Genomic DNA, 25,212 nt, shown 5'->3' on the forward strand with positions numbered 1-25,212 from the left:
TGTTCGTCATTGCGAGGAGCGAAGCGACGCGGCAATCCATGGCCCGTCGCTCACGCCTTGTGGTCAGGCCATGGATTGCTTCGCTTCGCTCGCAATGACGAGCTTTAGCGCAATCAAAGCCCCAGAACGGTCTTGGCGATGATGTTCTTCTGCACTTCGTCCGACCCGCCGAAGATCGTGGCGGCGCGGTTGTTGAGATAGCGGCCCATTGCGGTCTGGGCATATTCGCTGCCAACCGGCTCGGGCGCCTCGTTGCCATAGAGCGGGCGTTCGAGCGGCAGTTGCAGCGCGTCCGGGCCGAGCAGTTCGAGCCGCAGCACATCGACCTTCTGGCCGATATTCGAGCTCAGCAGCTTGACCAGCGAGGTCTGCGGGCCGGGCGCCTTGCCCTTGGCAAGTTCGGCGAGGATGCGCAGCTCGGTCACCTCCAGCGCCTCGGCCTCAAGGCGCACGCGGGCGAGGCGGTCGCGGAAGCGCGGGTCATGCGCGATTGCGCCGTTGACGCCCGAGGGCTGCGTCTGCGCCAGCCTTTCCAGCCGGTCGATGCTCTGGAGCAGGCGCGGGGCAAAGCACGATCCGCCGCGTTCGTTTTCCAGCAGGAACTTGGCGATGGTCCAGCCCTGACCTTCCTCGCCGATGCGGTTTTCCGCGGGGGTGCGGGCGTCGGTGAAGAACACCGCGTTGACCTCGTGATCGCCCGACATCGAGTAGATCGGGGTTACTTCCACCCCCGGCTGGTCCATCGGCACCAGCAGGAAGCTGATGCCCTGCTGCTTCTTCACGCTGGCATCGGTGCGCACCAGCGCGAAGATCCAGTCGGCATGATGGGCGTGGGTGGTCCAGATCTTCGATCCGTTGATGACATACTCATCGCCATCCAGCCGCGCACTGGTCTTGAGGCTGGCAAGGTCCGATCCGCTGCCGGGTTCGGAATATCCCTGGCACCAGTAATCCTCGCCCGAAAGGATGCGCGGCAGGAAGCGCGCCTTCTGTTCGGGCGTCCCGAAGGCGCAGATCACCGGGCCGACAAGGCGCAGGCCAAGGATTGCCAGCGCGGGTGCACCGGCCAACGCGCATTCCTTTTCGAAGATGAACTTCTGCGTCGGGGTCCAGCCCGTGCCGCCATCCTCCTTGGGCCAGTGCGGGGCGACCCAGCCCTGCCGGTAGAGGATGCGGTGCCATTCCATGCCGATGTCGGGCTCGACAAAGACGCCCGGCGTGCGCCGCGCCCCGTCGCGCAGCCGGTCCGGCAGGTTGTCCTTGAGGAAGGCGCGCACTTCTTCGCGGAAGGCGATGTCTTCGGGGGAGAAGTCCATGTCCATGTCAGTCGATCCCGTCGGTCTGTCTCAGTCCCCGTCTCGCATGGCCCAGCGGATCGTGCGCCGCAGCAGGTCATAATAGACGTCGTAATTCCAGGCGCACATTTCCTTGTGCGGGTAGAAATCCGCCATTCCCGGCAGGTCATAGTGACCGCGGCAATGGCCCAGTGCGTTGTAAACGATCCGCCCTTCGCCAATATCCCTCGTATAAAGGACAGGTACGGTGGTTTTTTCCCATTGGCTGCAGGTGAAGCCGGTCGCCTCGCCTTCGAAGGTGGTCTGCATCAGGATGTCGATCGGCGCGGTGGTCTTGGACAGGTAAAGCTCGTCCACCACCTCGAAGTCTTCGATGCCCCTGGTAAGTTCGTGGTCCTTGTTGACCACTTCCACCGGAAACTTGCCGATCGGCGGGTGGGCGACGAACTGCGTGCCGAGCATTGCCATAACATCGGGCCGGTCATCAGGCGCATCGACCAGACCCTCGGCGGTAAAGACGAGGATCGAATTGGTGCCGTGCAGCGCCATCCACTTGCCGCCCTTTTCCATCCACGCCCTGATCTGCGCGGCCTGTTCCGGTGTCGGCATCAGATCGCAGGTATAAGTAATCAGGAAGCGGCAGGCATCGAGCCGCTCCAGCCCCGAATAATCCGCCGCCACCGTGGTGCGGATATGCGGATGTTCGGCCAGCAGCTTGAGGATTTCGAGCCGGGCATAGTCGATATCGTGATACTTGCCCGCAGCGATGAAATGCGCGTCGATGCGGGTGGCGGGTTGCTGGCTCATGTTAGCTCCTGATGCTGCCGCCGCCGTCGACTGGCCGGCGGCGCTGGCGCCAATGCTGAAACCGGGTGGTCAGGCGGATGAAATGAACTTTGGTCACGTTAGCTCCGAATGCTCCCGCCGCCATCAACAGTAAGATCGCACCCCGTTGTGAAGCTGGCATCGTCGCTGGCGAGGAAAACGACAGCGCGGGCGACCTCGTCCGGCTCGCCGATGCGGTTCATCGGGTGGGTGGCGGCAAAATTCGCCTCGATATTCTCCGGCGTGTCGGCGCCCGAATACTGGTAGCGTTCATACATCGGCGTGCGGATCGCGCCGGGGTGGACCATGTTGACGCGGATCGGCAGACCCTTTTCGGCGCAGTCGAGCGCGGCGCTCTGGGTAAGGCCGCGCAGACCGGTTTTCGACGCGCTGTAGGCGGCAACGAAAGATGCAGGCCGCAGCGCGATCATCGATCCGATGTTGACGATGGCGCATGGCTCGCCGCTCGCCGCCATCGCAGGGATCGCGGTTCGCATGCCGTAGAACGGGCCGTTGAGGTTGATGTCGATGGTGCGCTGCCACACGTCGAGCGTCCCGTCGGTGATCGTGCCGGGTTCGGAAATGCCCGCGATGTTGCACAGCACGGTCAGCTTGCCGAAGCGCGCCTGCGTGGCGGCGACGGCGGCTTCCCACTGCGCGAGTTCCCGCACATCGAGGTGCACGGCGGATGCCCGTGCGCCCAGCTCGTCAGCAAGGCCCTGCGCCTTTTCGAGCTGCACATCGCCCAGCATCACGCTGCCACCTTCGGCCACGATCAGGCGCGCGACCGCCGCTCCGATCCCTTCCGCGCCGCCCGTCACCAGCGCGACCTTGCCCTGCATCCGCATGGCTATTCGCGCTCCAGAATTGCGACCGCCGAAAGGCCCGGCGCGCCATAGACGTGGGAATAGCCGAGGCGCGGACCCCTGCCGTTCTTCTCCGGCACCTGCCGCTGGCCCGCCCGCTGGCGCAGCTGTTCGACATTCTCGTAAACCTGCCTGAGGCCTGAAGCGCCGATCGGCTCCCCGCAGGCGAGGCATCCGCCATCGGTGTTGACCGGCAGCTTGCCGCCGATCTCGGTCCAGCCGTTGGCGAGCCATTCTTCCTGATCGCCATCCTTGCAGAAGCCGTTTTCGGCCATGTGCATGATTTCCGCGCCGCTCTCGGTGTCCTGCAGCTGGGCGACCGAAATGTCCTCCGGCCCGATCCCCGCCTTCTCGAATGCGGCCTTGCTGGCGAGGACGGTCGGCTTGCCGCCTTCCTCGATGCTGATGCCGGCCTGGAACACCTCGAAGGAGTTCGGCGGGCGGGTCTTCACCGAAACCGCGCGGATCTTCACCCCGTCCGCGCCGAGTTCCTTCATCTTCTTCTCGGACGCGAGGATCAGCGCCACCGCGCCCTCTGCCGGAGAGCAGAACATGTATTTGGTCAGCGGGTCATTGATCATCGGCGCGTTCATGATCGTGTCGAGATCGACCGGGCTGCGCCGCCATGCGTGGGGCGTGATCGTGCCGTTGCGGAAGGCCTTTTCGGCCACCCGCCCCAATGTCGTGCGGCTGATGCCGTGGAGCTGCATGTAACGCTGGATCTTGAGCGCAAAGAACTGCGTGGTCAGCATCATGCCGGTCTGGCCGTACCATTCGGGCAGGCCATAGTCCGAGGGCTTGGCGTTGAACGCGCCCCGCGGATGCTTGTCGAACCCGACGGCGAGCGCAAGATCATACATGCCGCTGGCAATCGCCTGCTGCGAGGCGGCAAGCGCGCTGCCGCCGGTGGCGCAGCCATTGGCGACATTGGTAAAGGGCAGGCTGGTGAGGCCCAGCTCGTTGACCATGATATCGGCATTCCCGGCCGCCGCGCTGCCGCCATAGGCGCATTCGATATCGGGCCAGTCGAGCCCCGCATCCCTCAAGGCCTCGCGCACCGCATAGACCCCCTGTTCGCGGCCTGACCGGCCGTCTGTGCGCCCGAAGGGATGGATGCCGGCACCGATGATATAGACATTCTCGCTCATGCGGCTTTGCTTTCGGTTGCAGCGAGGGGACGGAAGGCGAAGGTGTCGTGCGTCGCGTTGAACGGCACGATGCAGAATTCGAGGTCCATGCCGAGGTGCAGGTCTTCCAGCCGCGCATCGACGATCCGGCTTTCGACGATCACCTCGCCGGGCAGTTCGACATAGCCGAGGAGGAAGGGCACGAAATCGGGCGGGCCTTCGCCGGGGCCGCTGCCGGGGCCTTCGTAAGGCTCCTTGGGCAGAAATCCCTGCGAGGTCCACGACCACAGCTTGCCGCGGCGCGAGAGCTTGTAAGGCTCCACGCCCTCGGCCGCATCGCCCACCGGCATCGGGAACACGATCTCGCCCGAAGGCAGCCTGCCACCCATCAGGTGCGGTTGCGGATCATCGCTCCACAGGTCCGGATCGATCTTCTGTCCCATCCCCAACCCCCTCAGGCAGCCAACGCATATTCGGCGAGCACCGTGTCGACATCGCCGAACAGCCGGGCAAGCAGCAGCACGCGCTTCAGCGCATGGCCGATGGCGAGTTCATCGGTGATCCCCATGCCGCCGTGCATCTGCACCGCCTCGCGCGCGATGGCGTCGATATTCTCGCCGATGAAAGCCTTGGCCCCGGCGGCGGTGCGCTGCCACTTTGCGGCATCGGCGCGGTCGGTCAGCGCGGCGCGGTAGAGCATCGAGCGCGATTGTTCGGCCTTCGCATAGCAATCGACCAGCCGGTGCTGGAGCGCCTGAAAGCTGCCGATCGCCACGCCGAACTGCTCGCGCTCCTTCACATAGGCCAGCGTATCGTCGAGCAGCCGCTGGCCGAGCCCGACCATTTCCGCCGCCGCATAGAGCCGCAGATCGGCGACGACCGCATTGAGCGCGGCGGCATCGACCGCCAGTTTTGCAGCGGGTGTGCGGGTCAACTTCAATTCGCCCGCGATGCTGCCATCGGCGAGGCGATAGGCCCGCACCTCCAGCCCGGTCGCGTCCCTGGGCACGAGGAAGCAGGCGGTCTCGCCGCCCAGATCGGCGGTGACGATGAACAGGTCTGCCAGCAATGCGCCCATTACCATGGTCTTTTCGCCGGTCAGGGTGAAGCTGTCTCCGGACTCTTCCGCCTTCATGCCTTTCGCCTTGAGGCTGTAACGTTGGCCCCTTTCGGTCCATGCCAGCGTGGCGATGGTCTCGCCCGACAATACGCTGTCCAGCGCCGCGCCAGCGCCGCCGCGTTCGAGCAGCAGTGCGGGGCAAATGCCGTGTTCGAGCAGCGGGTCGGGCGCATTGGCCTTGCCCAGCGCCTCGGCCACCAGCGCAAGGTCAACCGCCGATCCGCCCATGCCGCCGGCATCCTGCGATGCGGCAAGCGCGATCAGGCCCATTTCGGCAAGGCTCTGCCAGCGCGCCCGGTCATAGCCGGTGGGCGAAAGCCGCAACCGCCGCCGCGCTTCGACATCGACGGGCGCGGCGAAGCGCTCCACCGAAGTCACGAACATCTGCTGTTCTTCGGACAGATCGAAATTCATGGGTGTCAGGCTTTCCGCGTAAACGTGATCGGCAGATGGGTGACGCCGCGCAGCAGGATGTTGGGCAGGATGCGGATGGCGTTCTCGTCGGCCACCGCGAAGTTATCGAGCCGTTCGAGCAGCTCGTCGAAGGCGACCAGCATTTCCTTGCGGCTCAGCATGTTGCCCACGCACATATGCGGCCCCTTGCCGAAGCTGAGGTGGGTGCGGGCATTGGCGCGTTCGATGTCGAACCGGTCGGGGTCGGGGAATTTCGACGGGTCGCGGTTGGCCGCGGCATAGCGCAATTGCACCACCGCGCCCGCCGGAATGGCAACGCCGCCCAGTTCGGTATCCGCCTTGACGATGCGCCACATCCCCGCCGTGGGCGTTTCGTAGCGCAAGGCTTCCTCAACAAGGTTCATGATCACCTTGGGATCGCGCCCGCCCGCCGCCGCCTTGGCCTTGGCCATCTGGTCGGGGTTGCGGATCAGCTGGAGCAGCCCGCCGGCCAGCGTCGAGGTGGTGGTTTCATTCCCCGCCACCATGAACTGCTGCATCAGCGACATGATCTCGGGATCCGACAGCGGCGTTTCCCCCTCGACCCGCGCCTCGACCAGATCGGTGAGGAGGTCATTGCCGCCGTTCGCCTTGCGGTCGTCGATCAGGCCCTTGATGTAGTGCTGAAACTCGACAAGGCTCTTCGCGCATTCGAGCTTGCGGTCGTGATCGACCATCTGGCTGAAGCGGTCGACCGCCGCATCCGACCAGCGCTTCACCCGCCCCGGATCATCATCCAGCCCGATTTGCCCTGCGATCATCGCCACCGGCAGCGGCACCCCGAATTCCTCCACGAATTCGCAATGCCCCCGATCGGCAAAGGCCTCGATCAGTTCGATCGACTTATGCCGCATATCGGCCTCGATCGCATTCACGCGCGGGGCCGAGAAGGCGAGGTTCACCAGCTTGCGGTTGCGGGTGTGGACCGGGTGATCGGCGGTCAGCAGGGTCGGCAGATCGGGCCAGCCTTCGGCCAGGATGGCCTGAATGTCCTCGTCCGCCTCGCGGCCCATGAGAGCGGTGAAATCGTTCGAGAACACCTCGGGCTTCGCCGCCGCTTCGCTGCACAGGTCGTAGGAATAGACCACCCAGGTGTTCATCCCTTCGAGATGTTCGATGGCGATGCCGGCTTCGTGGATGGCGCGGTAATAATCGAACGGATCGATCAGCGTTTCAGGCGCAAACACATTGCCTTCGGGCTTGTTCATGGCAGGCGGCTCCAGACCCCTTGGAATTATGGCGCAAGCCTAGCCACGACAGCCCCCGCGATGCGATGCACGTTTGTGTTAGGATTGCGCGCTTCGCATCACGCGCCGAGGAACTCGCGCTGGAATTCTTGGCTGTCGAAATAGTCGCGCCATGCGGTGATCAGCCCGTCTGCGCCCACTTCGAAGGTGCCCATCACGCGGATCGCTGCCTTGCGACCGTCGTTGAAGGTGAAGCCGTCGGTGCGCTCGGTCAGGACGGTCTTGCCGTTGGCTGCGATGGCGTGGATCTGCCAGTCGCACGCGGCAACATTGCCCATGAACCCGTCCACCGCTTCGCGCATGGCGGGTTTGCCCGGGATCGGGTCCATCGGGATATTGTGCCACACGATGCTGTCGGCACACAGGGCATACATCGCGGACATGTCGCCGCTGTTCCAGTGGCCGATGAAGGTGGTGACAGTCTCTTGCGGGGTCATGCGGTTCCTCCTGCGGTGTAATCGAGTGCGTTCGCCAGCATCCGGCGAACGTGCGGGTTGGTGTAGGTGGCGGGGCCATCGCCGCATTGCAGATAGACGAGGCGTGCGGGGCAACGGCGGCTTTCCCACGCGACCAGGTTGCTGCCCGGCGGATGGTCCCAGCCCTCGCGGCTGAACATGGCACCGGCGACGGCACGGGCGGCGGAGTAGAAATTGTCGGCGGTGAAGGCGAAGCCTTCTGCGCTGGCGAGGGGGATGACCGCGCCTTCGTCAATCGGGCAGAGGTAAAGCTCGTCGGTGACGGGGAAGCTTGGCGGGAGGCCGCGCGTCACCGGATGATCGGCGATGATCTGCGCCGCATAGGCGACATCGTGGCGGTAGCCCGAATCCGGCCCGTGGCGGCCCGGCTGGTAATGGAACTGCCCGCCCAGCCAGTCGTGCCATTCGGGCCACAGCGCCCAGCCCGCCAGCGCATGGTGCATCGCCACCGCGCCCTTGCCGGCGGCAAAGCGGGCGGTGATCGCCTCGCGCAAGGCGGGCGAGGGCGGGCGCATCGTCACAGTGCCCGCGCCGAAGCTGTAGCCCGCCATGTCGTAGAACAGCAGGGCGTCGGCGGTGCGGATCGCGTCTGCCGCATCGGCCTCGCCGCCTTCGGGGTGGACGAGGTGGGTGATGTCCCACTCGCCCAGACCCGCCAGCAGCTGCGCAAAGGGTTCGGCCTCATAGGGGTGTCCCCCCGACAGGACGAGCAGGCTCCTGTCAGCTTGGGGCATCAGGCGATCTTGAGGATCATCTTGCCGTCATTGGTGCCCGCGAACAGCCGCATGAAGCTGTCGAAGGCGTTCTCCAGCCCCTCGTCGATATGCTCGTCGATGGTCAGGCGGCCCTGCGCCGCCCATACGCCCATCTGCGCAGCACCCTCGGCAAAGCCCGGCACGTAGTCAGCCACCAGCAGGCCCCGGATATGCGCCCGCTTGACAATCAGCTGCCACAGGTTGCGGATGCCGCGCGGCGCGGTGTTGTATTCGCTGATCAGCCCGCACAGCCCGACGCGGGCGTGAAGATTGAGGTTCATCAGCCCGGCATCGAGGATGATCCCGCCGACATTCTCGAAGATCACATCGACCCCGTCCGGGCAGGCTTCCGCGATGGCGGCGGTGAGCGCGGCCTCATCCTTGCCGCGATAGTCGATGGCGGCATCGAAACCGTATTTTTCGGTCAGGCGCGCGCACTTGGCCGGCCCGCCCGCGATGCCGACCGCGCGGCAACCGTGGATCTTGGCGAGCTGGCCGACAAGGCTGCCCACCGCACCCGCCGCGCCGCTGACCAGCACGGTCTCGCCCGCTTTCGGCTCGCACACCTCGAGGAAGCCGAAATAGGCCGTCATCCCCACCGCCCCGAAGATCGAGAGGTAGTTGGTGACACTCGGCACCAGCGACGGGTCGATCGGCTGGGTAAACCCGCCTGCGACGCCGATCGAATAATCCTCCAGCGCGTTGAGGCCCATCACCCACTGGCCCGGGGCGAACCCCTCGGCGCGGCTGTCCTCGACCACGCCGATGGTGCTGGCGCGCACCGGATCGCCCAGCGGGATGGGCGGCATGTAATTGCCTTCCGCATCCATCCAGCCTCTCATGGCCGGATCGAGCGAGGCGTAGTGGTTGCGGATCAGGAACTGGCCCTCGGCGAGGGCTGGGGTCTCTTCGGTGACGAGCGCAAAGTCTTCGGGAACCGGCGTGCCGTTGGGGCGGCGCTGGAGGAGGAAGCGGCGGTTGGTGGGCATAATGGTCCTTGGGTTGAGAGAGGATCAGGCCGGTTCGAGCTTCACCGGAATGGCGCTCTGGAGCGATTGGCCGGTGATCGGATCGTAATCGACCACCTCGCTCACCAGCCGGTTGGTGGAAGAGCCGCGTGTCCGCACATCGTCCTTGCCTGCGTCGGCATCACCATAGGCATGGGCCATCGACACGATCCCGCGGCGCACCTTGTCGCTCGCCTTGACCACGCCGTGGATGGTGGCGTGGGGGCTGGTGATCGCGACCAGCCCGCCTTCCTCCAGCCCCAGCGCGGCGATGTCGTCAGGGTGGATATAGGCCGGGTTGGTGGTGGTCTTGGCTTGCAGTTTCTTGAGCGGGTGGCCGATCGAATTGAACCGCGTCTTGGAGCGGCGCGAGATCAGGCGGAAGTCGAAGCCCTCCTTCGCAGCGCGGTTCTCGGCATATTTCAAAAGTTCCGAAGGCATCGCGCCGACCGCCAGATCGAAACGGTGAAATTCGCTTTCATCCAGCGGTTCGACCTTGGGGTGCGCTTCGGGATAGACCATCGCCGCGCCGCCATTGGCCTGACAATCCTTGCGCACCTCCGAGGGTTTCTTGAGGCTGCCTGCGACCATCAGATCGAGGAATTCCTGCTTGGAGGGTTTGCGGTCCATCGGCAGCGGGCCGCCGTTCAGCACCATCGTCAGGCCGAGGTGGTGCGCCAGCGTCCAGAACATCTCGTATTCGTCGATGCAATCGCCCGGCGCTGCGACCACCGCCTCGGTGTAGCGGGCGTAAGGCTCTTCATGCCACCATTCGGAAAGGTTGGTGATGTCCTCGCGCTCGAGGCATTGCGAGGGCGCGAGCACCACGGTGGCACGCTTGGCGCTGGCGCTCATCCACGGGTCGATCTGGACGAACAGCTCCAGATCGTCGAGCGCCCGCACCATCTTGGCCTGATCGGGGAAGCCGACCACAGGATTGCCGCCGACCGAAATCAGCGCCCGCACCTGCCCTTCGCCGGGGGTAAGGATCTCGTCGGCCAGCACGTTGCAGGGCATTTCCCAGCCGAGATGGCCGAGGCCGCGGAAGCGTGACTTGGGCATCCCTTCCGCGCCGAACATCGGCACCGGCGGGGCGACCTGTGCGCGCCGAGCCGTCTGGTAGGGGCTGAACACGCCGGGGATCGCGGCCTTCTCGCCTTCCTGCTTGAAGCGGGCGCAGATGGTGTTGAGGCAGGTGACGAGATATTCGGTCAGCGTGCCGTTGCCCGCCATTTCCGGCCCTGTGCCGGTGGTGGCGCAGCCCTTGGAGCCGCTGGCGAACATCCTCGCGGCGGCGACGAGCTGATCCCTGTCGAGCCCCGCCCGTTCGGCGGCGACTTCGGGCGGGAAAGCCTTCACCGCTTCGGCCAGTTCGTCGAAGCCATCCACGTGGAGGGCGACGAAATTGCGGTCGTAGAGCCCTTCGGAAATGATCACGTTGAGCATCCCCGCCAGCATCGCCGGATCCTCGCCCGGCTTTACCGGCAGGTAGATGTCGGCCAGCCGCGCCACATCGCTCTCGCGCGGGTCGGCGACGATCAGCTTCAGCCCTTCCGCCTTCTTGTCGCGAATGCGGCGCGAGGGGCTGAAGGGCGGCACCCCGCCGACCGGCGCATAGTGCGACACGATCGGGTTGTTGCCGATGAACAGCGCGACATCGCTTTCGCTGAAGGTGTTCGGTCCCGCCATCCACTTGCCGTAACGCGCGGTGGTGAACACCTTGGCGGGCTGATCGAGCGTCACCGAGGTGTAGAAATTGCGGCTGCCCACCGCGTTCGCGAAGCTGAGCGAAGCCGCCATCGCTGCGGAGTTCTGGAAGCCCCCCGATCCCATGAACACCGCCACCGAATGGGGGCCATGGGTGTCGATGATCCGGCGCAGTTCGCTCGCGACATGGGCCAGTGCCTCGGGCATCGGGGTTTCGACAAATTTGCCGTCGGCATTGCGCACCAGCGAGTGATGCAGGCGGTTTTCCGAATTGTGGCTGTCCGGCAGCTCGCGGCCTTTCATGCAGGTGTAGCCGCCATAGGCCGGATCGTCGGGATCGCCGCGCACCTCGATCACCTTGCCGTTTTCGACATCGACTTCCATCGCGCAGTTGGCATGGCAGAAGCGGCAGAAAGTCTTGTGAGTCTGGGCGCCCATCGTCTCTCTCCTTGAGGCAGTGAAACTACCACAGGGGGCGCGGCGCTCGACTGATACTTTTGTCCGTGGAGAGCCGCGCCGCGCGCCCGCAATAGGGCAGGCGAACCTGAGGAGACGCCCCCATGCCCACCACCACCCGCCAATGGCTCTTGAACGGTCACCCGCGCGGCCGCGGGATCGCAATCGACAATGATTTCCGGCTGGTCGAAACCCGGCTGCCCGACCCCGCGCCGGGAGAGATGCTGCTGAAGGTGCACTATCTCGGCTTTGACCCGGCGCAGAAGGGCTGGATGGAGAACATCGCCGATTACGTCGCCCCGATGAACATCGGCGACGTGATGCGCGGCAGCGGGATTGCCGAGGTGGTGGCCAGCAACGGCGGGCGCTTCGCGGTCGGCGACATGGTGTTCGGCACCACCGGCTGGACCGAGTGGCTGGTCACCGACGGCAAGGAGCTGACGAAGGTCGAAACCGATCTGTCGCCCACCGCCGTTCTGTCGGTGCTCGGCACCACCGGGCTGACGGCCTATTGCGGGCTGTTCAAGGTCGGCAAGCCCGTGGCGGGCGATACCGTGCTGGTTTCGGGCGCGGCAGGCGCGACGGGGAGCATCGTCGGCCAGCTCGCCAAGATTGCCGGCTGCCGCGTGGTCGGCATCGCAGGCGGGCAGGACAAGTGCGACTGGCTGGTGCGCGAGGCCGGCTATGACGCCGCGATCGATTACAAGGCGGGCAATGTGAAGGCGCAGATCCGCGAACTCTGCCCCCGCGGCGTGGACGTGATCTACGACAATGTCGGCGGCAAGATTTTGAATGACATGCTCGCCTGCATCGCCACCGGCGCGCGGGTGGTGATCTGCGGCGGGATCAGTCGCTATGAAACCGGCACGCTTCCCGCCGGGCCGGAGAACTACTTCAACCTCGTGTTCCGGCGCGGCACCATGGCGGGCTTCATCGTGCTCGACTGGGCGAGCGAATTCCCCGGCATCCGCAAGCGGCTCGAAGGCTTCGTCAAGGACGGCAGCCTCAAGTATCAGGAAGACATCCAGCACGGTTTCGAGAACGCGCCGGTGACGCTGCAACGCCTGTTCAGCGGGCAGAACCGCGGCAAGCAGCTGCTGAAGCTTTAGAACCCTTCGGGGACCCACCCCCAGCCCCTCCCGCAAGCGGGAGGGGAGCGAGACTTGGCGAACCGAAGGTGAGCCTAGTCGCAGCGGGGTGGGTCAAGATCCTCAGGCCGGTTGACGTTCATCAGCGGCGCGGGAAGCTCCACCCGCCTTGCGCCGAGCGCATCGGCGCAGCGGTAAAGCGAGCGGCCACCCCCAGCGATGAAGGCTTCCAGCACGGGCAGCACTGCCACCGGCCAAAGCCCGACCACCGGCTGGCTTTCGACAATCGCGGCACCTTCTCCTGCAAGGGCCTCCGCCAGATCGAGCGGCAGGTCGGGCGCGTCCACGCCCGTGGACAGGACATGGGAAAAGCCCGCCTTTCGCGCGTGATGCAGCGCCGCCGCCAGTCCGCCGAGCGGGCCGAGCCCCGCTTCGGGCCAGTCGGGAATGCAGCGGAACCCCGGTTCCTCGCGCCCGCACACCACAACGCTCGCGCACTGGGCCGAAAGCGCCGCCGCGACGCGGTCGATCAGGCGGGTGCCCTGATAAAGCGCCTGCGCCTTGTCGCTGCCGAAGCGCCGCGCCTGTCCGCCGGCGAGGATCGCGCCGAGAAGCCTAGTCAAAGGCCTCGGTCGCCTGCCCTTCGGCATTGTAGACCGGCCCTTCGGCGTCGACGCGATACTTCTTGCTGACCGCCGCCGTGATCCCGAACTGCCCGATGTGATCGCGCATTCCGGTATAGGCCGGATCGCGGAAGTGGGCGGCGAGGTCTTCCTCGCTCTCCCATTCCTCGAACACGTTGACGCGGGCGGGGTTCATCGAACAGGCGCTCCAGTCGTAGTGGATGCAGCCCTTTTCGGCGAGCGCGGCCTCGATATGCGGGCGAGCGGAGCGCAGGGCTTCATCGCGCTGCGCCGGATCGAGGTCGATCTGCGCGGAGATAACAATCTTTGCCATGGTCAGCCTTCCACTCCGAATTCTGCGACGATCCTGAACACCCGGCTGGTGAACACCCAGCGCCCGCCAATCTTCGCCAGCGTGTCTTCATAAAGCCCGCCGACATGGCGCGCCTTGCCCTCCTTGGGCTTGAGGATCTCCTGCGTCTGCACGCGGGCGCGGGCGGTGTCGCCGGTGACTGCGATCATGCAGGGCACGCAGTGGAAGCTCACCGCCTCCAATCCGCCCATCGCCCCGTTCCAGAAGGCGACGATCGCTTCCTTGCCCTTGGTTTGGTGGCCCAGCAGATCCCAGTCGGCATCATCGGCCCAGACACTTGCCCAGGTATCGGCATCGAACCGCACCACGCCATCGGCATAGGTGCCGTTCAATTCCTGAATCGCGACGCGATCTTCCAGCGGTCCTGTGAACATGCCTGCGCTCTCCCCGTGACTATTGCCCCGCTATCAGGCGCGGGCAGGCGCGGGACAATGCCCACTTTTGGGAAGGGTGGAGGCAGCATCGCCCGTGGTAATCGCCGGGCAGAGGAGAGACATGATGGGACAATTGCAGGGCAAGACCGCAGTGGTGCTGGGCGCGGCATCGGAGGGCAACATGGGCCAGGCCATCGCCCGCCTGTTCGCCAGGGAAGGCGCGAGGGTGATGGTGGCGGGGCGCAAGGAAGCCCCGCTCGCCGCGCTCGCCAGCGAGATCGGCGGCGAGTTTGCCCTGTGCGACATCACCAGCCGCGCCGAGGTCAACGCCATGGCGGACAAGGCGCGGGACACCTTCGGCCGGGTCGATATTGCGATCAACACCACCGGCTGGGGCCTGCTCGCCAGCCTTGAGGAGATCACCGAGGAACAGCTCGACGCGATCGTCGATCTCCAGTTCAAGGGTGTGCACCACTTCCTGCAGGCCTTCGTGCGGGTGATGAGCCAGCAGCAGCCGACCGGCGGTTCGCTGATCAGCCTGTCGTCTGCCACCACCAAGGCGATCATCACCAACCACGCCGCCTATATCGGCACCAAGCGCGGCAGCGAGGCGCTGATCGAGTGCGTTGCCAATGATTACGGGCATCTGGGGATCAAGGCCAACACCGTCTCCCCCGCCTTTACCGACAGCCCGATGACGCACGAGAGCTTTCAGGTGCCGGGGCTGACCGATGCCTTCCTGCCGCGCTACCCGATGGGGCGGCTGAACACGGTGGACGATGTCGCCTATGCCTGCCTGTGGCTGTGCACCGATACCGCCTATGTCACCGGCGCGAATATCCAGCCCAACGGGGGCCTGATCATGCGCGGCAATCCGCAGGCCGGAGACGTAGCCGCAGCGGTCGGCGCAGCCATGGCGAAGTTGCAGCAGTAAGCCGGATTTCCCGCCAATGTTTCACGTGAAACATTGGCGGAAACTGCGCGAAAAGGGGCCTAGAAGGGGTCTAGAAGGGGTCTAGAGGGGGTCTAGAGCGACCTAAACCCCTCAATATTGCGCCGTTCCGCCGTCCACGCTGATCTGCGCGCCGGTGATCCCTGCCCCCGCCTTGCTCGCCAGCAGCACCGCGACGGCGGCGATTTCCTCGACCTCGTTGGGCCGCTTGATCGCGGCTTCCTGCGCGAAGAGTTCGATCATCTCTTCCAGCTCCATCCCCATTGCCTTGGCGGTGGCGGGGCCGTTGTTCCTGATGATGTCGGTGATGACGAGGCCGGGGCAGATCGCGTTGACGGTGACGCCTTGCGGCCCGACTTCGCGCGCAAGGCTCTTGGTCATGCCGTTCACTGCGTGCTTGGCGGCGGAGTAGGCGGTCAGCACCGGCTTGCCATGCTTGCCCTCCATGCTGGAGATGTTGATGATCCGCCCGTCACCCTTGGCGAGCATGGTGGGCAGCGCGCGGCGGGTGGCCCAGAAGGTCGAATAGACATTCCACTTCATCGCCTCGTCAAAGGCGTGATCGGACAGGTTGACCAGCGGCTGCAAATCCCCCGCGCCGCCCGCATTGTTCACGAGGATGTCGAGCGTGCCGAAATGGGCGATGGTCCGGTCGATGAAGCCTTCGAGGTCGGCCTGCTCCATCACATCGCCCGCCACGAAGATCGCGTTGTCGCCCGCTCCCAGTTCCTCCAGCACCTTTGCGCCCTTTTCGGGGTTGCGGGCGAACAGCGCGACCTTTGCGCCTTCTTCAAGGAAAGCCTCGGCGATCCCGCGTCCCATGCCCGCCGTGCCCCCGGTGATCGCGGCGATTTTGCCTTCGAGTTTCATAATGTTCAGCCCTTCCTCGTCATTGCGAGCGAAGCGAAGCAATCCATGGACCGAAGCGCGCAATCGCGGAGGGTGGGCCATGGATTGCCGCGTCGCCTGCGGCTCCTCGCAATGACGAGTAGGGGAGGGGCGGCACAAACGCACCTTGCCAAAATGACGGGTTGCCGCCGGGGTCACGCACGGCGTCTAATCCCGGCATGAGCGAAGTCGATGTCATTATCCTTGGGACAGGCGCAGCGGGCATGAGCGCGGCGCTGGCAGCCCACGAAGCGGGCGCGAGCGTCGCGCTGATCGAAAAGTGGGACCGCATCGGCGGCACCTCGGCCATATCGGGCGGGGTGATCTGGGTCGCGGACAATCCCCGCATGCGCGCCGCCGGCTTGGCTGACAGCCGCGAGGAAGCGCTCGCCTATTTCCGCAGCCTTGATCACGGCGATGTGGTGGACGAGACGCTGGAGGCCTTCGTCGACCGGGGGCCGGAAGCGCTGGCCTTTCTCGAAAGCATCGATGCGCTGAAGGTGGCGGTGCTGCCGGGCTATCCCGATTATTATCTCGACCGTCCCGGCGCGAAGCCGCAGGGGTCGCGCGCGCTCGACCATGATCTGTTCGCTCTCGATGCGCTGGGCGAATGGGCCGCGAAAATCTACGCGATCGAGGAACCCAAGCCGCTGATGCTGCGCGAAACGCCGCTTGGCGGAGCCACCGCGACTCCGCCGCCCGAAGTGCTGGGGCAGCGCATGGCAGCGCGGCAATGCGGGTTCGGGCAGGCGATGGTGGCGCGGTTGCTGAAAGCCTGCCTGACACGCGGGATCGCGCCGCTGCTGGGCCTCACCACCCGCCGCCTGCTGCACGAAGGCGGGCGGATTGCGGGGATCGAGGGAGAGCAGGGCGGCGTCCCTGTCACCATCAGGGCGCGGCGCGGGGTGGTGATCGCCACCGGCGGGTTCGAATGGGACGAAGACCTGCGCCAGACCTTCCTGCGCGGCCCCGTGACCGCACCCGCCAGCCCGCCGACCGCCACGGGCGAGGGGCTGAAACTGGCAATGGCGGCAGGTGCGAAGCTGGGCAACATGACCAGCGCATGGTGGGCGCCCACGCTTGTCACCCCCGACGCGCCGTGGGCCAGCGGGCACCAGCGCGCCCAGATCATCCTGATCGAACGCACCGTGCCGCACTCCATCATGGTCAACCGCAGCGGGCGGCGCTTCTGCAACGAGGCGGCGAATTATTCGGCATTGGGCGGGGTGTTCCACCAGTTCGATCCGGCCAGTTACGATTACCTCAACCTGCCCGCATACCTGATTTTCGACGCGCAATATGCGGCGCGCTATCCGCTGGGGACGCGGATGCCGGGGCAGCCGATCCCCGACTGGGTGATGCGTGCCGAAAGCCTCGAAGGGCTGGCCGCGCAGATCGGCATCGACGGCGCGGTGCTGAGCGAAACCGTGGCGCGTTTCAACGCCCATGCCGATGCAGGCCACGATCCCGATTTCGGGCGCGGGACCAGCGCCTATGACCATTTCTACGGTGACCGCTCGCGCGAGGGCACCGCCGTCACGCTCGGCGCGCTTCGGCAGGCGCCGTTCTATGCGGTGGAGATTGCCTCAGGCCTGCTCGGCACCAATGGCGGGCCGAGGACGGACGGCGCGGGCCGCGTGCTGGGCCATGACGGCGCGCCCATCGCCGGATTGTTCGGCGCGGGCAATGCCATCGCCTGCCCGACGGGGGGCATTTACGCAGGCGCGGGCGGGACGCTCGGCCCGGCGCTGACCTTCGGCTATCTGGCGGGGCGGGCGGCGGCCGGGGGGAACGCCTAGTTCGTCATTGCGAGCGTAGCGAAGCAATCCATGAACCGTTCGTCGCGGCTCTCGATCCGGTCGTTTTGGCGTCCAACCTCAGGCCATGGATTGCTTCGTCGCCTTCGGCTCCTCGCAATGACGAAAGAGGCTATCTCTTCGCCACAAACTCGATGTTCAGCTGCTTCAATGACCGCAGCAGGAAGTGCGGGTGGTAGCGGAAATCGTTCTGCCCTTCGGCGAACCACATGTCCTCGAACCGGTCGACCACCGCCTGAAAGCCCCAGGTCAGCTCGCGCCGGGCGAGCGGCGCGCCGAGGCAGTGGTGCGTGCCGGACCCGAAGGCCATGTGCGCGCCCGCCTTGGGGCGATCCAGATCGAGCTTTTCGGGACATTCGAAGAAGCGTTCATCGCGGTTCGCTGCGCCGTAGCGGACGTTGACGACCGAGCCTGCGGGGATCGTCACCCCGTCCAGCTCCACATCCCTGTGGGTGAAGCGCATCAGCGATTGCACCGGGCTTTCGAGCCTGAGCACCTCCTCGACGAAATTGCGCATGTAGCGCTCGGGATCGGCCTTCAGCTTCACCCACACATCCTTGTTCTCGATCAGCAGCTTCATGCCCGCCGCGAGCGCGTTGGTGGTGGTCTCGCTGCCGCCCACGAAGGTGTCGGCCATCATCTCGGCGTGGAGCTCGTTGTCGTTCAGCGGACGGCCCCAGCCTTCGATCACGGTGTTGACGAGGACGCTGATGAGGCTGCCGTCCGGCTCCTCGCGCAGGCGTTCGAAGATCGGCTGGAAGTAATGCTGCGCCTCGATTTCGCGGTCGACCATTTCGAGGTGCTTGTCTTCGGGCAGCATCATCGAAATGCGGTGGAAAAAGGCGTCGGTCCAGCCCTTGATCCGCCACATGTCCTCACGCTTGGCGCCCATCTGTTCGCCGATGATGAACAGCGGCAGGGGCACGCAGAACTGGCGCACCCAGTCGCAGCGGCCATCCTCCACGAATTCGTCGATCAGCTCGTAGGCGAGGGTTTCGACGCGCGGGTCGATTGCCTTGATGCGGCTGGGCTTGAACGCCTCGTTGAACATCGCGCGCATCTGCTTGTGGTTCGGGTCATCGCGCCCGGCAAGCGTCGGCGCGGGGAGCCAGCCTTTCTCCCTGAAGCGCTCGGCCACCTTGCGCCCGCGCTCCATATCGACGGGGCTGGCGCGCATCAGTTCATTGGCGGCGGCGGAGGGGAAGCGCTGCGGGTCCATCAGCACCTCGCGCACGTGGTCATAACGGGTGACGACGAAAATCTGCGTGCCGGGGATGTTGTAGACCGGCGCCTCGTCGCGCAGCTGCCGGTAGGCGGCATAGGGGCATTGTTGCAGCTCGGGATCGAACAGGTTGATCTGCGGCGTGTTCATCAAAGCCCCTCCTGCGCCGGCACTGGCATTTTCGCCCGTTCCCGCGACGCCAAGGCTGCGGGACAAGGGCCGCACCAGCAATTGGCGGATTCGCTAAGCGGCACGGGGAGAGCGCGCATGGGCAACGAGGCAGGCTTGCAGCAACTGCTCGACCGGCAGGCGATTGCCGATGTGCTGCAACGCTATTCGCGCACGCTCGACTGGCTGGATGATGAAGGGCAGGCGCGCTGTTTCTGGCCCGATGCGCCGGTCGATTACGGCTTTTTCACCGGCGCTGCGGCGGATTTCATTCCGGTGGTGATGGCCATCGAGCGCGCCAGCCAGCGGCGCTGGCATTTCCTGTCCGCGCCCTCGATCGCGTTCCATGGCGCGGACCGGGCGAGCGTCGAATGCTACGGCTTTGCCACCGGCATCCGCCAGGCCGAGGACGGCAGCTGGTCGGGCGGGCTTTACGGCGGGCGCTATCTCGATGAATTCGAACGGCGGGCAGGCGAGTGGCGGATCGCGGCCCGCCGCTACATCATGGACTGGAAGACCCCGCTCGAAAACCAGCCCCCGAACACGCCCGACCCGGCATTGCCGCTGCCGGTGTTGCAGATCATCGCCAGCGGGCACCCCGATTACCGCGTGATGTAAGGAGAGGCCCCATGTCCACCATCCCCCGCGTATCATCGGCCATTGCCGGGCAGCCGGCGCATTTCGGCACGGTGCTGGCCCACCAGCCCGCCATCGCGGCGAGCTTTGCCGCGCTCTATGGCCGTTTCTGGGATTCCGATGTGCTGGCGGCGCGGATTAAGGAAGTGGCGCGGATGCGCAACGCCCGCGTCACCCAATGCGGGTTCTGCCGCAATGTCCGTTTCGACAAGGCGGTGGCGCAGGGGCTGGGCGAGGAGGTGGTGGACGATATCACCGATGGTTACGAAGCCTCGGCGCGGCTGACCGATGCCGAAAAGGCAGTGCTGAAATTCACCGACGCGCTGATCCACGATCCCGATCTGCTGACCGGCGATGCGAAGGCCGCCTTGCAGCGCCATCTCGCGCCGGAGCAGATCGCCGAACTGGGGCTGGGGGTGACGCTGTTCCTCGCGCTCGCCAAGGCGCTGATCACGCTGGGGCTGGAGCCGGAGCAAATGGACCGCACCGTGCTGCCCACCCCGAAAGAGCCGGAGGCTGCGGCATGAGCGGCGGGCCGCTGGTGGCCGCGCTGGCGGGCAATCCGGTGCTGGCTGGGCACTACGCCGCCTTTCGCGGACACGCAGAGGCAGCGCTCGATCCCGCCTTGCTGGCGCTGGTCCGGCAGGCGGTGGCGGGGGTGCACGGCATGGCAGCCGCACCCGACGAAAGCAGCCTTGATGAAGGCACGCGGGCTTGCCTCGCCTATGCGCGGCGGATGCCGTTCGAACACACCGCGATCACCGATGCGGAAGCGGCCGCCGTAGCCGCGCATCTGGGCGAGCCGGGGTTCGTCGCCTTCTCGGTCGTGGCGGCGCTCGCCGATGCGGAATGCCGGGTGGAGCTGATCGGGCTGGCAGAGCTGGCGGCTAATTGACCGCCCGGTCTTTCCCCGCCCAATAGGGTGCGCGCAGCTCGCGCCGCAGGATTTTCCCCGAAGGGTTCCTCGGCAGGGCGGGGATGAAATCGACCGATTTGGGGCACTTGTAACCCGCGATCAGCGTGCGGGCGTGGGCGATCAGTTCGGCCTCGGTCAGGGTCTCGCCCGGCTTCACCACCACGCAGGCCTTCACCGCTTCGCCCCATTTGGCATCGGGCACGCCGATCACCGCCACATCTGCCACCTTGGGGTGCGAATAGAGCGCGTTTTCGACCTCGGCGGGATAGACGTTCTCCCCGCCGGAGATGATCATGTCCTTCACCCGGTCGTGGATGTAGAGATAGCCGTCCTCGTCGAGATAGCCCGCATCGCCGGTGCGCAGCCAGCCATCCTTGTCGATGGTGGCGGCGGTGGCATCGGGGTTGTTCCAGTAGCCGCGCATGTTCTTGTTCGAGCGCGTGGCAATCTCGCCCACGGTGCCTGCGGGGACTTCGTTGCCCGCCTCATCGATCACCTTGATCTCGACCCCGGCGAGCGGCTTGCCGACGCTCCGCATCCGCACCGATCCTTCGGGCACGTGGTCTTCAGGATCGAGTGCGACGATGGTGCCGCTGGTCTCGGTCATCCCGTACATCTGCACGAAACCGCAACCGATCACGCGGATCGCCTCGCGCATCAGTTCGAGCGGGATCGGCGAGGCGCCGTAGGTGATGTATTTGAGGCGGCTGAAATCGACCTCGCCCACCTTCGGGTGATTGAGCAGGATCTGCAGCGCGGCGGGCACGAGGAAGATCTTCGAGATGTTGTAATTGGCGATCAGATCGAGCGCTTTGGTCGGATCATATTCGGGCAGGACGATCGAATTGGTCCCCGCCACCAGCGTGCCGATGCCGGTGCCGGTGCCGCTGATGTGGAAGCACGGCATGGCGAGCAGGGTGACATCGCCGGGGATCGGTTCCTGCCATTGGCGCATCTGGTCACCCGCCGCGGTGCCATCGCGGCTGGAGAGCAGCGATCCGTGGGTGATCACCGCGCCCTTGGGCTTGCCGGTGGTGCCCGAGGTGTAAAGCTGGAGCGCGTCGTCTTCGGCGCGGACGCGGTGGGCAGGGGGCGTGGCCGCAAAGCCATCGCGCCAGGTGCGGTAATCGGTACCGGGGTAATCGGGCGCGTCGATGCCGATCACCTGCTCGACATGGGGGCAATCGGGCCGGATTTGCGCGAGCACCTCGGCAAACCCCTCTCCCACGAACACCACCTTGGCGCAGGAATTGTCGAGCACATAGGCGACTTCGGGCGCGGCCAGCCGCCAGTTGACCGGCGTCATCACCGCGCCCACGCGGTTCGCGCCAAGGAAGGCCTCGAAATAGAGCGGGTGGTTCCTGCCGAGGAAGGCGACGCGGTCCCCCGGTTTGACGCCCAGCGCGACGAGGCCGTTCGCCACCCGGTCGGCGCCTGCGTCGATCTCGGCGAAGCTCAACTCCTCGCCCGCATAGGTGAAGGCGATCACCTCGCCAGACACGCGGGCGTGTTCGCGGACGACGTCGCAGAAGCTTTCTGCGGCCAGTGCTGTTGTCTCTCCCATGGCGCGAGGGGATACCGCGCAAGGCTGCGCCTGTCATTGGCACAATTCATAGCGGGCATGGCGACGCGGTGCGGGGTAGGGTGGCGGGATGGATGTTCCTTCAGGCTTCGAACCGGCTGGCTTCACGCCGGGCTTTCTCGACCATGGCGGGCCGTATTACCTCGGCCCTGCGGTGGAGGGGGTGCGTGTTGTCGGCCTCCTTATCTGCCCCCACCACATCAACTATCAGGACGCAGCCCACGGCGGGGTGCTCTCGACCTTCGCCGATGTGGCGCTTTCCCACGCGGTCTATGATGCAGAACGCCCCCGCCTTGCGCCGTCAACCGTGACGCTGACGGTCAATTACCTGTCGGCGGCGCGGCTGGGAGACTGGCTGGAAGCCCGCGTGCGGATCGACCGGCTGGGCGGGCGCACCGCCTATTGTTCGGGCGGGGTATGGCGCGGGGACGAGCAGATTGCGACGATGAGCGGGGTGTTTGCGATCCGGCGGTGAAGTCCCCCTCCCGCTTGCGGGAGGGGCTAGGGGTGGGCGCGAGCAAAGCGAGCCGTGTGACAGGCCCACCCCCGACCCCTCCCGCAAGCGGGAGGGGAGATCAGCCCAGCCACCGCCGCACTGCCGCCGTCGAAGGATCGCGCGCGTCATGGTATCCCGCCGCGCCCTCCGGCGTGTCGGAGAGGTCCACGCCCTCCACCACCCGGAATTCGCGCCAGTCGTAAAGCCCCGTGCGCTGGGCGAGCCGCCACTCCGCCCCGTTTGGGCCGCCACGCTTCTCGAGCCGGTCCACGTATCGCCCCGCGACGATGGCGGAATAGATCACGCCCTTGTCCGGAAACACCGCCGCCAGCGGGTAGCCGGGGGGGATGGTGTGCATCGCGGTCATGTAGGTTTCGGTGTGGCAGGTATCCGGCCCGTCAAAACCGAAGATCGTCTGGCCCAGCTGGTGCTGGGTCGCAAGGCAGGGGTCGATCACGGCGCGGGCCTGCTCCACGAAGCCGCGCCAGTCGCCTTCGATCACCCCGAAGCGGAAGGTCGCGTCCGGGTGGAACAGCCGCTCCATCATCCCCCAGCGCCGCCGGTCGATGGCATGGGCATAGGCGGCGAGAATGTCGCGGATCGCCTCGCGGTCTTCGAGCGTGCCGGTCATGGGTTCAGCTCCACGATCACCTTGCCGATATTCGCGCCGGTGAACAGTTTGGCATAGGCGGTGAGGGTGTTTTCGAGGCCCTGTGTCACGTCATAGGGCATCACCAGCGCGCCGCTTTCGGTCCATGCCCGCAAGCGGCGAGTGAGGGCGGGGCCTTCGTGCATGAAATCGGGCGAGAAAAACCCCTCGATCCGGAGCCGCCGCATCAGCACCTGATCGAATTCGCGGGGGCTGGTGCGGGTGCCGGCGGTGTAATCGGCCAGCAATCCGCACACCGAGATGCGGCCATAGTGGTTCATGCGGGTGAGCACCGCATCGAGCAGCGGACCGCCGACATTGTCGAAATAGACATCGAAGCCGCCGGCCTTGTCCAGTTGCGCCCCCACATCCGCCGCCTTGTAATCGACCGCCCCCGCGATGCCGAGGTCCTGCGTCAGGTAAGCGCACTTCGCCGCCCCGCCCGCGATGCCCCACGCCTCGCAGCCGAGCAGTTTCGCGATCTGCACCGCCAGAATCCCGGTTGCGCCCGCTGCCGCAGAGACCAGCACCCGCTCCCCCGCCTTCGCCGCGCCGGTCTGTTCCACGCCCCACAGCGCGGTCCAGCCGTTCATGCCGAGCGGGCCGAACCACGCGCGCCGGTCAGCGACCGAGGGATCGAGCACAATCGCGCCGGACATCACCGCGTCCACCGTGGAAACATCGGCCCACTGGCCGAAGGCACGCACCAGATCGCCCGCTCTGAAGCCATCGGCGCGGCTTTCCATCACTTCGCCCAGCACCAGCCCCGTCATCGGCCCGCCCAGCGGCAGGGGCGGCTGGTAGCCATCCTCGCGGCTGGTCAGCCACATGCGCGTGCCGGCATCCATCGAAAGATGGGTGTTGCGGATGCGGATCTCGCCCTCGCCCAGCGGGGCAAGCGGCGCATCGACCAGTTCCAGCGCGCTGGCGAAATCGGTGCCTTCGGGGCGGCGGGCGATGCGCCAGATGCGGTTGTCCATCCCGCCACTGTCCGGCGGTCACGCCGCTACGGCAACCCCGCCTTTTCGCTAGGGCCGCCAAGCCCCCCGCTATCACTTTGGCGCGGTGCGAGGGGGCGGGTGGCTTCCTAGTCTCCCGGCACAAGAACACGAGGGAGAGAGGAACAATGGCACTCATCACGGTTATCGGCGCGAGCGGGCGGCAGGGGCTGGCGCAGGTGCGTCAGGCGCTGGCCGCAGGATACGACGTGCGCGCCATCTCGCGCCGTCCGGATGCGCTGGAGGGCGCGCCGGTCGAAGGGATCGAGCGGGTCGAGGTGCGACCGATGGACCTCTACGATACCTCCACCTTCGAAAGCGCGCTCGAAGGCAGCGACTACATCTTCTACACCCACCCGCTGCAGGCCCGCGCCGATCGTGCCTATCTGATCGGCGAGGTCGGCAAGGTCGCCGCGCATCTGGGCGTCAAGCGCGTGGTGTGGAACACCTCCAGCTGGATTCCCGACAAGCCCGGCGATCCCTTCACCTATGGCGAAAACACCCGCGGCATCAACGCCCTGTGGCGTTCGGGCGCGCCGGGGACGGTGTTCGGGAGCGTGCTGTTCATGGACAACCTGCTGACCAACTGGGCGCGGCCCTTCATCGTCAACGAAGGGCGCTACGTCTATCCGCACAACCCCAATCTCGAAGCCAACTGGATCAGCCTCGACGATGTCGCCCGCTTCATGCTGGCGAGCCTCGAGCGGCCCGACATGGAGGGCGCGTGGCTCAATATCGGCGGGCCGGAGCGGCTGGTCGGCAAGCAGGTGACGCAATACCTGTCCGAAGCGCTGGGCAAAGAGATCGCATATGATCCCTGCACGCCGGAGGAATTCGGCCGCTATCTGGTCGAGGCGGCGGGCGATTCGATGCCGGCCGAAATGCGCGAGGATTTCGCCAAGGGCATTCAGGCCTTCTACGAATACAACAACGATGCTCCCACCCGGCCCTTCGCGGTCGATATGGACCACGTTTACGAGCGCTTCCCCGAGCTTGAAGGCAAGCTGGAGCCGATGGGCGCATGGACCAAGCGGCAGGACTGGGGCGAAAGCAACTATCGCCCGGCTTTCGGCTGATGCGAGCGGCCTCTCCCCAC

Annotated in this window: 27 protein-coding genes; 8 read left to right on the plus strand and 19 right to left on the minus strand. The window is 65.9% G+C overall.

Annotated features, from left to right (window positions below; translation table 11 throughout):
- Positions 1–113 precede the first annotated feature (113 nt).
- The 11 genes from ACU0AG_RS09320 to ACU0AG_RS09370 form a co-directional block, all read right to left on the minus strand.
- On the minus strand, positions 114–1,322 hold the full coding sequence (locus tag ACU0AG_RS09320) for an acyl-CoA dehydrogenase family protein (RefSeq protein ID WP_482781999.1): 1,209 nt from the start codon (positions 1,320–1,322) through the stop codon (positions 114–116).
- Positions 1,323–1,346: 24 nt separating this feature from the next.
- Positions 1,347–2,102: a ThuA domain-containing protein gene (locus ACU0AG_RS09325; protein WP_482782000.1), complete on the minus strand. Its 756-nt coding sequence runs from the start codon at positions 2,100–2,102 to the stop codon at positions 1,347–1,349.
- A 98-nt stretch (positions 2,103–2,200) separates the two neighbouring features.
- Positions 2,201–2,968 carry a glucose 1-dehydrogenase gene (locus ACU0AG_RS09330; RefSeq protein WP_482782001.1) on the minus strand — a complete coding sequence of 256 codons (768 nt, stop codon included), beginning with the start codon at positions 2,966–2,968 and terminating at the stop codon, positions 2,201–2,203.
- Positions 2,969–2,970: 2 nt separating this feature from the next.
- The gene (locus ACU0AG_RS09335) at positions 2,971–4,134 is read right to left on the minus strand and encodes a thiolase family protein (RefSeq protein ID WP_482782002.1); all 1,164 of its coding nucleotides are present in this window, start codon (positions 4,132–4,134) and stop codon (positions 2,971–2,973) included.
- The gene (locus ACU0AG_RS09340; RefSeq protein ID WP_482782003.1) at positions 4,131–4,556 is read right to left on the minus strand and encodes a Zn-ribbon domain-containing OB-fold protein; all 426 of its coding nucleotides are present in this window, start codon (positions 4,554–4,556) and stop codon (positions 4,131–4,133) included. The genes ACU0AG_RS09335 and ACU0AG_RS09340 overlap by 4 nt, the downstream gene beginning before the upstream one ends.
- An 11-nt stretch (positions 4,557–4,567) precedes the next feature.
- Positions 4,568–5,647, minus strand: a complete 1,080-nt coding sequence (locus ACU0AG_RS09345; RefSeq protein ID WP_482782004.1) for an acyl-CoA dehydrogenase family protein — start codon at positions 5,645–5,647, stop codon at positions 4,568–4,570.
- 5 nt (positions 5,648–5,652) lie between these two features.
- Complete coding sequence (locus tag ACU0AG_RS09350) at positions 5,653–6,894, minus strand: cytochrome P450 (RefSeq protein WP_482782005.1); 1,242 nt, start codon at positions 6,892–6,894, stop codon at positions 5,653–5,655.
- 98 nt (positions 6,895–6,992) lie between these two features.
- On the minus strand, positions 6,993–7,370 hold the full coding sequence (locus ACU0AG_RS09355) for a nuclear transport factor 2 family protein (RefSeq protein ID WP_482782006.1): 378 nt from the start codon (positions 7,368–7,370) through the stop codon (positions 6,993–6,995).
- Positions 7,367–8,143, minus strand: coding sequence for a ThuA domain-containing protein (locus ACU0AG_RS09360; protein ID WP_482782007.1), 777 nt, complete (start codon positions 8,141–8,143; stop codon positions 7,367–7,369). The genes ACU0AG_RS09355 and ACU0AG_RS09360 overlap by 4 nt, the downstream gene beginning before the upstream one ends.
- Positions 8,143–9,153: an NADP-dependent oxidoreductase gene (locus ACU0AG_RS09365; protein ID WP_482782008.1), complete on the minus strand. Its 1,011-nt coding sequence runs from the start codon at positions 9,151–9,153 to the stop codon at positions 8,143–8,145. Before ACU0AG_RS09365 ends, ACU0AG_RS09360 begins: the two co-directional genes overlap by 1 nt.
- Before the next feature lie 24 nt (positions 9,154–9,177).
- Entirely contained in the window at positions 9,178–11,316 is a 2,139-nt protein-coding gene (locus ACU0AG_RS09370) for a molybdopterin-containing oxidoreductase family protein (protein ID WP_482782009.1), read from the minus strand.
- Between the two features lie 122 nt (positions 11,317–11,438).
- Between ACU0AG_RS09370 and ACU0AG_RS09375 the strand changes: the two genes are divergently transcribed.
- Complete coding sequence (locus tag ACU0AG_RS09375) at positions 11,439–12,443, plus strand: NADP-dependent oxidoreductase (RefSeq protein ID WP_482782010.1); 1,005 nt, start codon at positions 11,439–11,441, stop codon at positions 12,441–12,443.
- Between the two features lie 74 nt (positions 12,444–12,517).
- On the opposite strand, the gene mobA is transcribed toward ACU0AG_RS09375, so the two are convergent.
- The 3 genes from mobA to ACU0AG_RS09390 are packed head-to-tail and all read right to left on the minus strand — an operon-like array spanning position 12,518 to position 13,792.
- A complete protein-coding gene (gene mobA / locus ACU0AG_RS09380) occupies positions 12,518–13,045 on the minus strand; it encodes a molybdenum cofactor guanylyltransferase (RefSeq protein ID WP_482782011.1) in 528 nt (175 codons plus the stop codon).
- Positions 13,038–13,379 (minus strand): putative quinol monooxygenase, encoded by a 342-nt coding sequence (locus ACU0AG_RS09385; protein WP_482782012.1) that lies wholly within the window; start codon positions 13,377–13,379, stop codon positions 13,038–13,040. Before ACU0AG_RS09385 ends, mobA begins: the two co-directional genes overlap by 8 nt.
- 2 nt (positions 13,380–13,381) lie before the next feature.
- Positions 13,382–13,792, minus strand: a complete 411-nt coding sequence (locus ACU0AG_RS09390; RefSeq protein WP_482782013.1) for a nuclear transport factor 2 family protein — start codon at positions 13,790–13,792, stop codon at positions 13,382–13,384.
- A gap of 121 nt (positions 13,793–13,913) precedes the next feature.
- On the opposite strand from ACU0AG_RS09390, the gene ACU0AG_RS09395 reads away from it, so the two are divergent.
- Complete coding sequence (locus ACU0AG_RS09395) at positions 13,914–14,726, plus strand: SDR family NAD(P)-dependent oxidoreductase (RefSeq protein WP_482782014.1); 813 nt, start codon at positions 13,914–13,916, stop codon at positions 14,724–14,726.
- Positions 14,727–14,837: 111 nt separating this feature from the next.
- Here the strand turns inward: ACU0AG_RS09395 and ACU0AG_RS09400 are convergent, their stop codons facing one another.
- Positions 14,838–15,614, minus strand: coding sequence for an SDR family NAD(P)-dependent oxidoreductase (locus ACU0AG_RS09400; RefSeq protein WP_482782015.1), 777 nt, complete (start codon positions 15,612–15,614; stop codon positions 14,838–14,840).
- Between the two features lie 197 nt (positions 15,615–15,811).
- Between ACU0AG_RS09400 and ACU0AG_RS09405 the strand changes: the two genes are divergently transcribed.
- A complete protein-coding gene (locus ACU0AG_RS09405) occupies positions 15,812–17,431 on the plus strand; it encodes an FAD-dependent oxidoreductase (protein ID WP_482782016.1) in 1,620 nt (539 codons plus the stop codon).
- Positions 17,432–17,561: 130 nt separating this feature from the next.
- Here ACU0AG_RS09405 and ACU0AG_RS09410 read toward each other — a convergent pair whose 3' ends face one another.
- On the minus strand, positions 17,562–18,821 hold the full coding sequence (locus ACU0AG_RS09410; protein WP_482782017.1) for a cytochrome P450: 1,260 nt from the start codon (positions 18,819–18,821) through the stop codon (positions 17,562–17,564).
- A 117-nt stretch (positions 18,822–18,938) separates the two neighbouring features.
- On the opposite strand from ACU0AG_RS09410, the gene ACU0AG_RS09415 reads away from it, so the two are divergent.
- Genes ACU0AG_RS09415 through ACU0AG_RS09425 form a run of 3 tightly spaced genes read left to right on the plus strand, consistent with a single transcriptional unit; the run spans position 18,939 to position 20,370 of the window.
- Positions 18,939–19,457: a nuclear transport factor 2 family protein gene (locus tag ACU0AG_RS09415; protein WP_482782018.1), complete on the plus strand. Its 519-nt coding sequence runs from the start codon at positions 18,939–18,941 to the stop codon at positions 19,455–19,457.
- Between the two features lie 11 nt (positions 19,458–19,468).
- On the plus strand, positions 19,469–20,002 hold the full coding sequence (locus ACU0AG_RS09420; protein WP_482782019.1) for a carboxymuconolactone decarboxylase family protein: 534 nt from the start codon (positions 19,469–19,471) through the stop codon (positions 20,000–20,002).
- The gene (locus ACU0AG_RS09425; protein ID WP_482782020.1) at positions 19,999–20,370 is read left to right on the plus strand and encodes a hypothetical protein; all 372 of its coding nucleotides are present in this window, start codon (positions 19,999–20,001) and stop codon (positions 20,368–20,370) included. The genes ACU0AG_RS09420 and ACU0AG_RS09425 overlap by 4 nt, the downstream gene beginning before the upstream one ends.
- Here ACU0AG_RS09425 and ACU0AG_RS09430 read toward each other — a convergent pair.
- Positions 20,363–21,955, minus strand: coding sequence for a fatty acid--CoA ligase (locus tag ACU0AG_RS09430; protein ID WP_482782021.1), 1,593 nt, complete (start codon positions 21,953–21,955; stop codon positions 20,363–20,365). The genes ACU0AG_RS09425 and ACU0AG_RS09430 overlap by 8 nt on opposite strands.
- A gap of 88 nt (positions 21,956–22,043) precedes the next feature.
- On the opposite strand from ACU0AG_RS09430, the gene ACU0AG_RS09435 reads away from it, so the two are divergent.
- Complete coding sequence (locus ACU0AG_RS09435; RefSeq protein ID WP_482782022.1) at positions 22,044–22,448, plus strand: PaaI family thioesterase; 405 nt, start codon at positions 22,044–22,046, stop codon at positions 22,446–22,448.
- A 100-nt stretch (positions 22,449–22,548) separates the two neighbouring features.
- Here the strand turns inward: ACU0AG_RS09435 and ACU0AG_RS09440 are convergent, their stop codons facing one another.
- Positions 22,549–23,100 (minus strand): nuclear transport factor 2 family protein, encoded by a 552-nt coding sequence (locus tag ACU0AG_RS09440; protein WP_482782023.1) that lies wholly within the window; start codon positions 23,098–23,100, stop codon positions 22,549–22,551.
- Positions 23,097–24,098 carry an NADP-dependent oxidoreductase gene (locus ACU0AG_RS09445; protein ID WP_482782024.1) on the minus strand — a complete coding sequence of 334 codons (1,002 nt, stop codon included), beginning with the start codon at positions 24,096–24,098 and terminating at the stop codon, positions 23,097–23,099. Before ACU0AG_RS09445 ends, ACU0AG_RS09440 begins: the two co-directional genes overlap by 4 nt.
- A 146-nt stretch (positions 24,099–24,244) precedes the next feature.
- Here ACU0AG_RS09445 and ACU0AG_RS09450 point away from each other — a divergent pair, with 146 nt between their 5' ends.
- Positions 24,245–25,192, plus strand: coding sequence for an SDR family oxidoreductase (locus ACU0AG_RS09450; RefSeq protein WP_482782025.1), 948 nt, complete (start codon positions 24,245–24,247; stop codon positions 25,190–25,192).
- The last annotated feature ends 20 nt before the right edge of the window (positions 25,193–25,212 follow it).

The sequence above is a fragment of the Erythrobacter sp. RANMB8 genome, assembly GCF_056848235.1.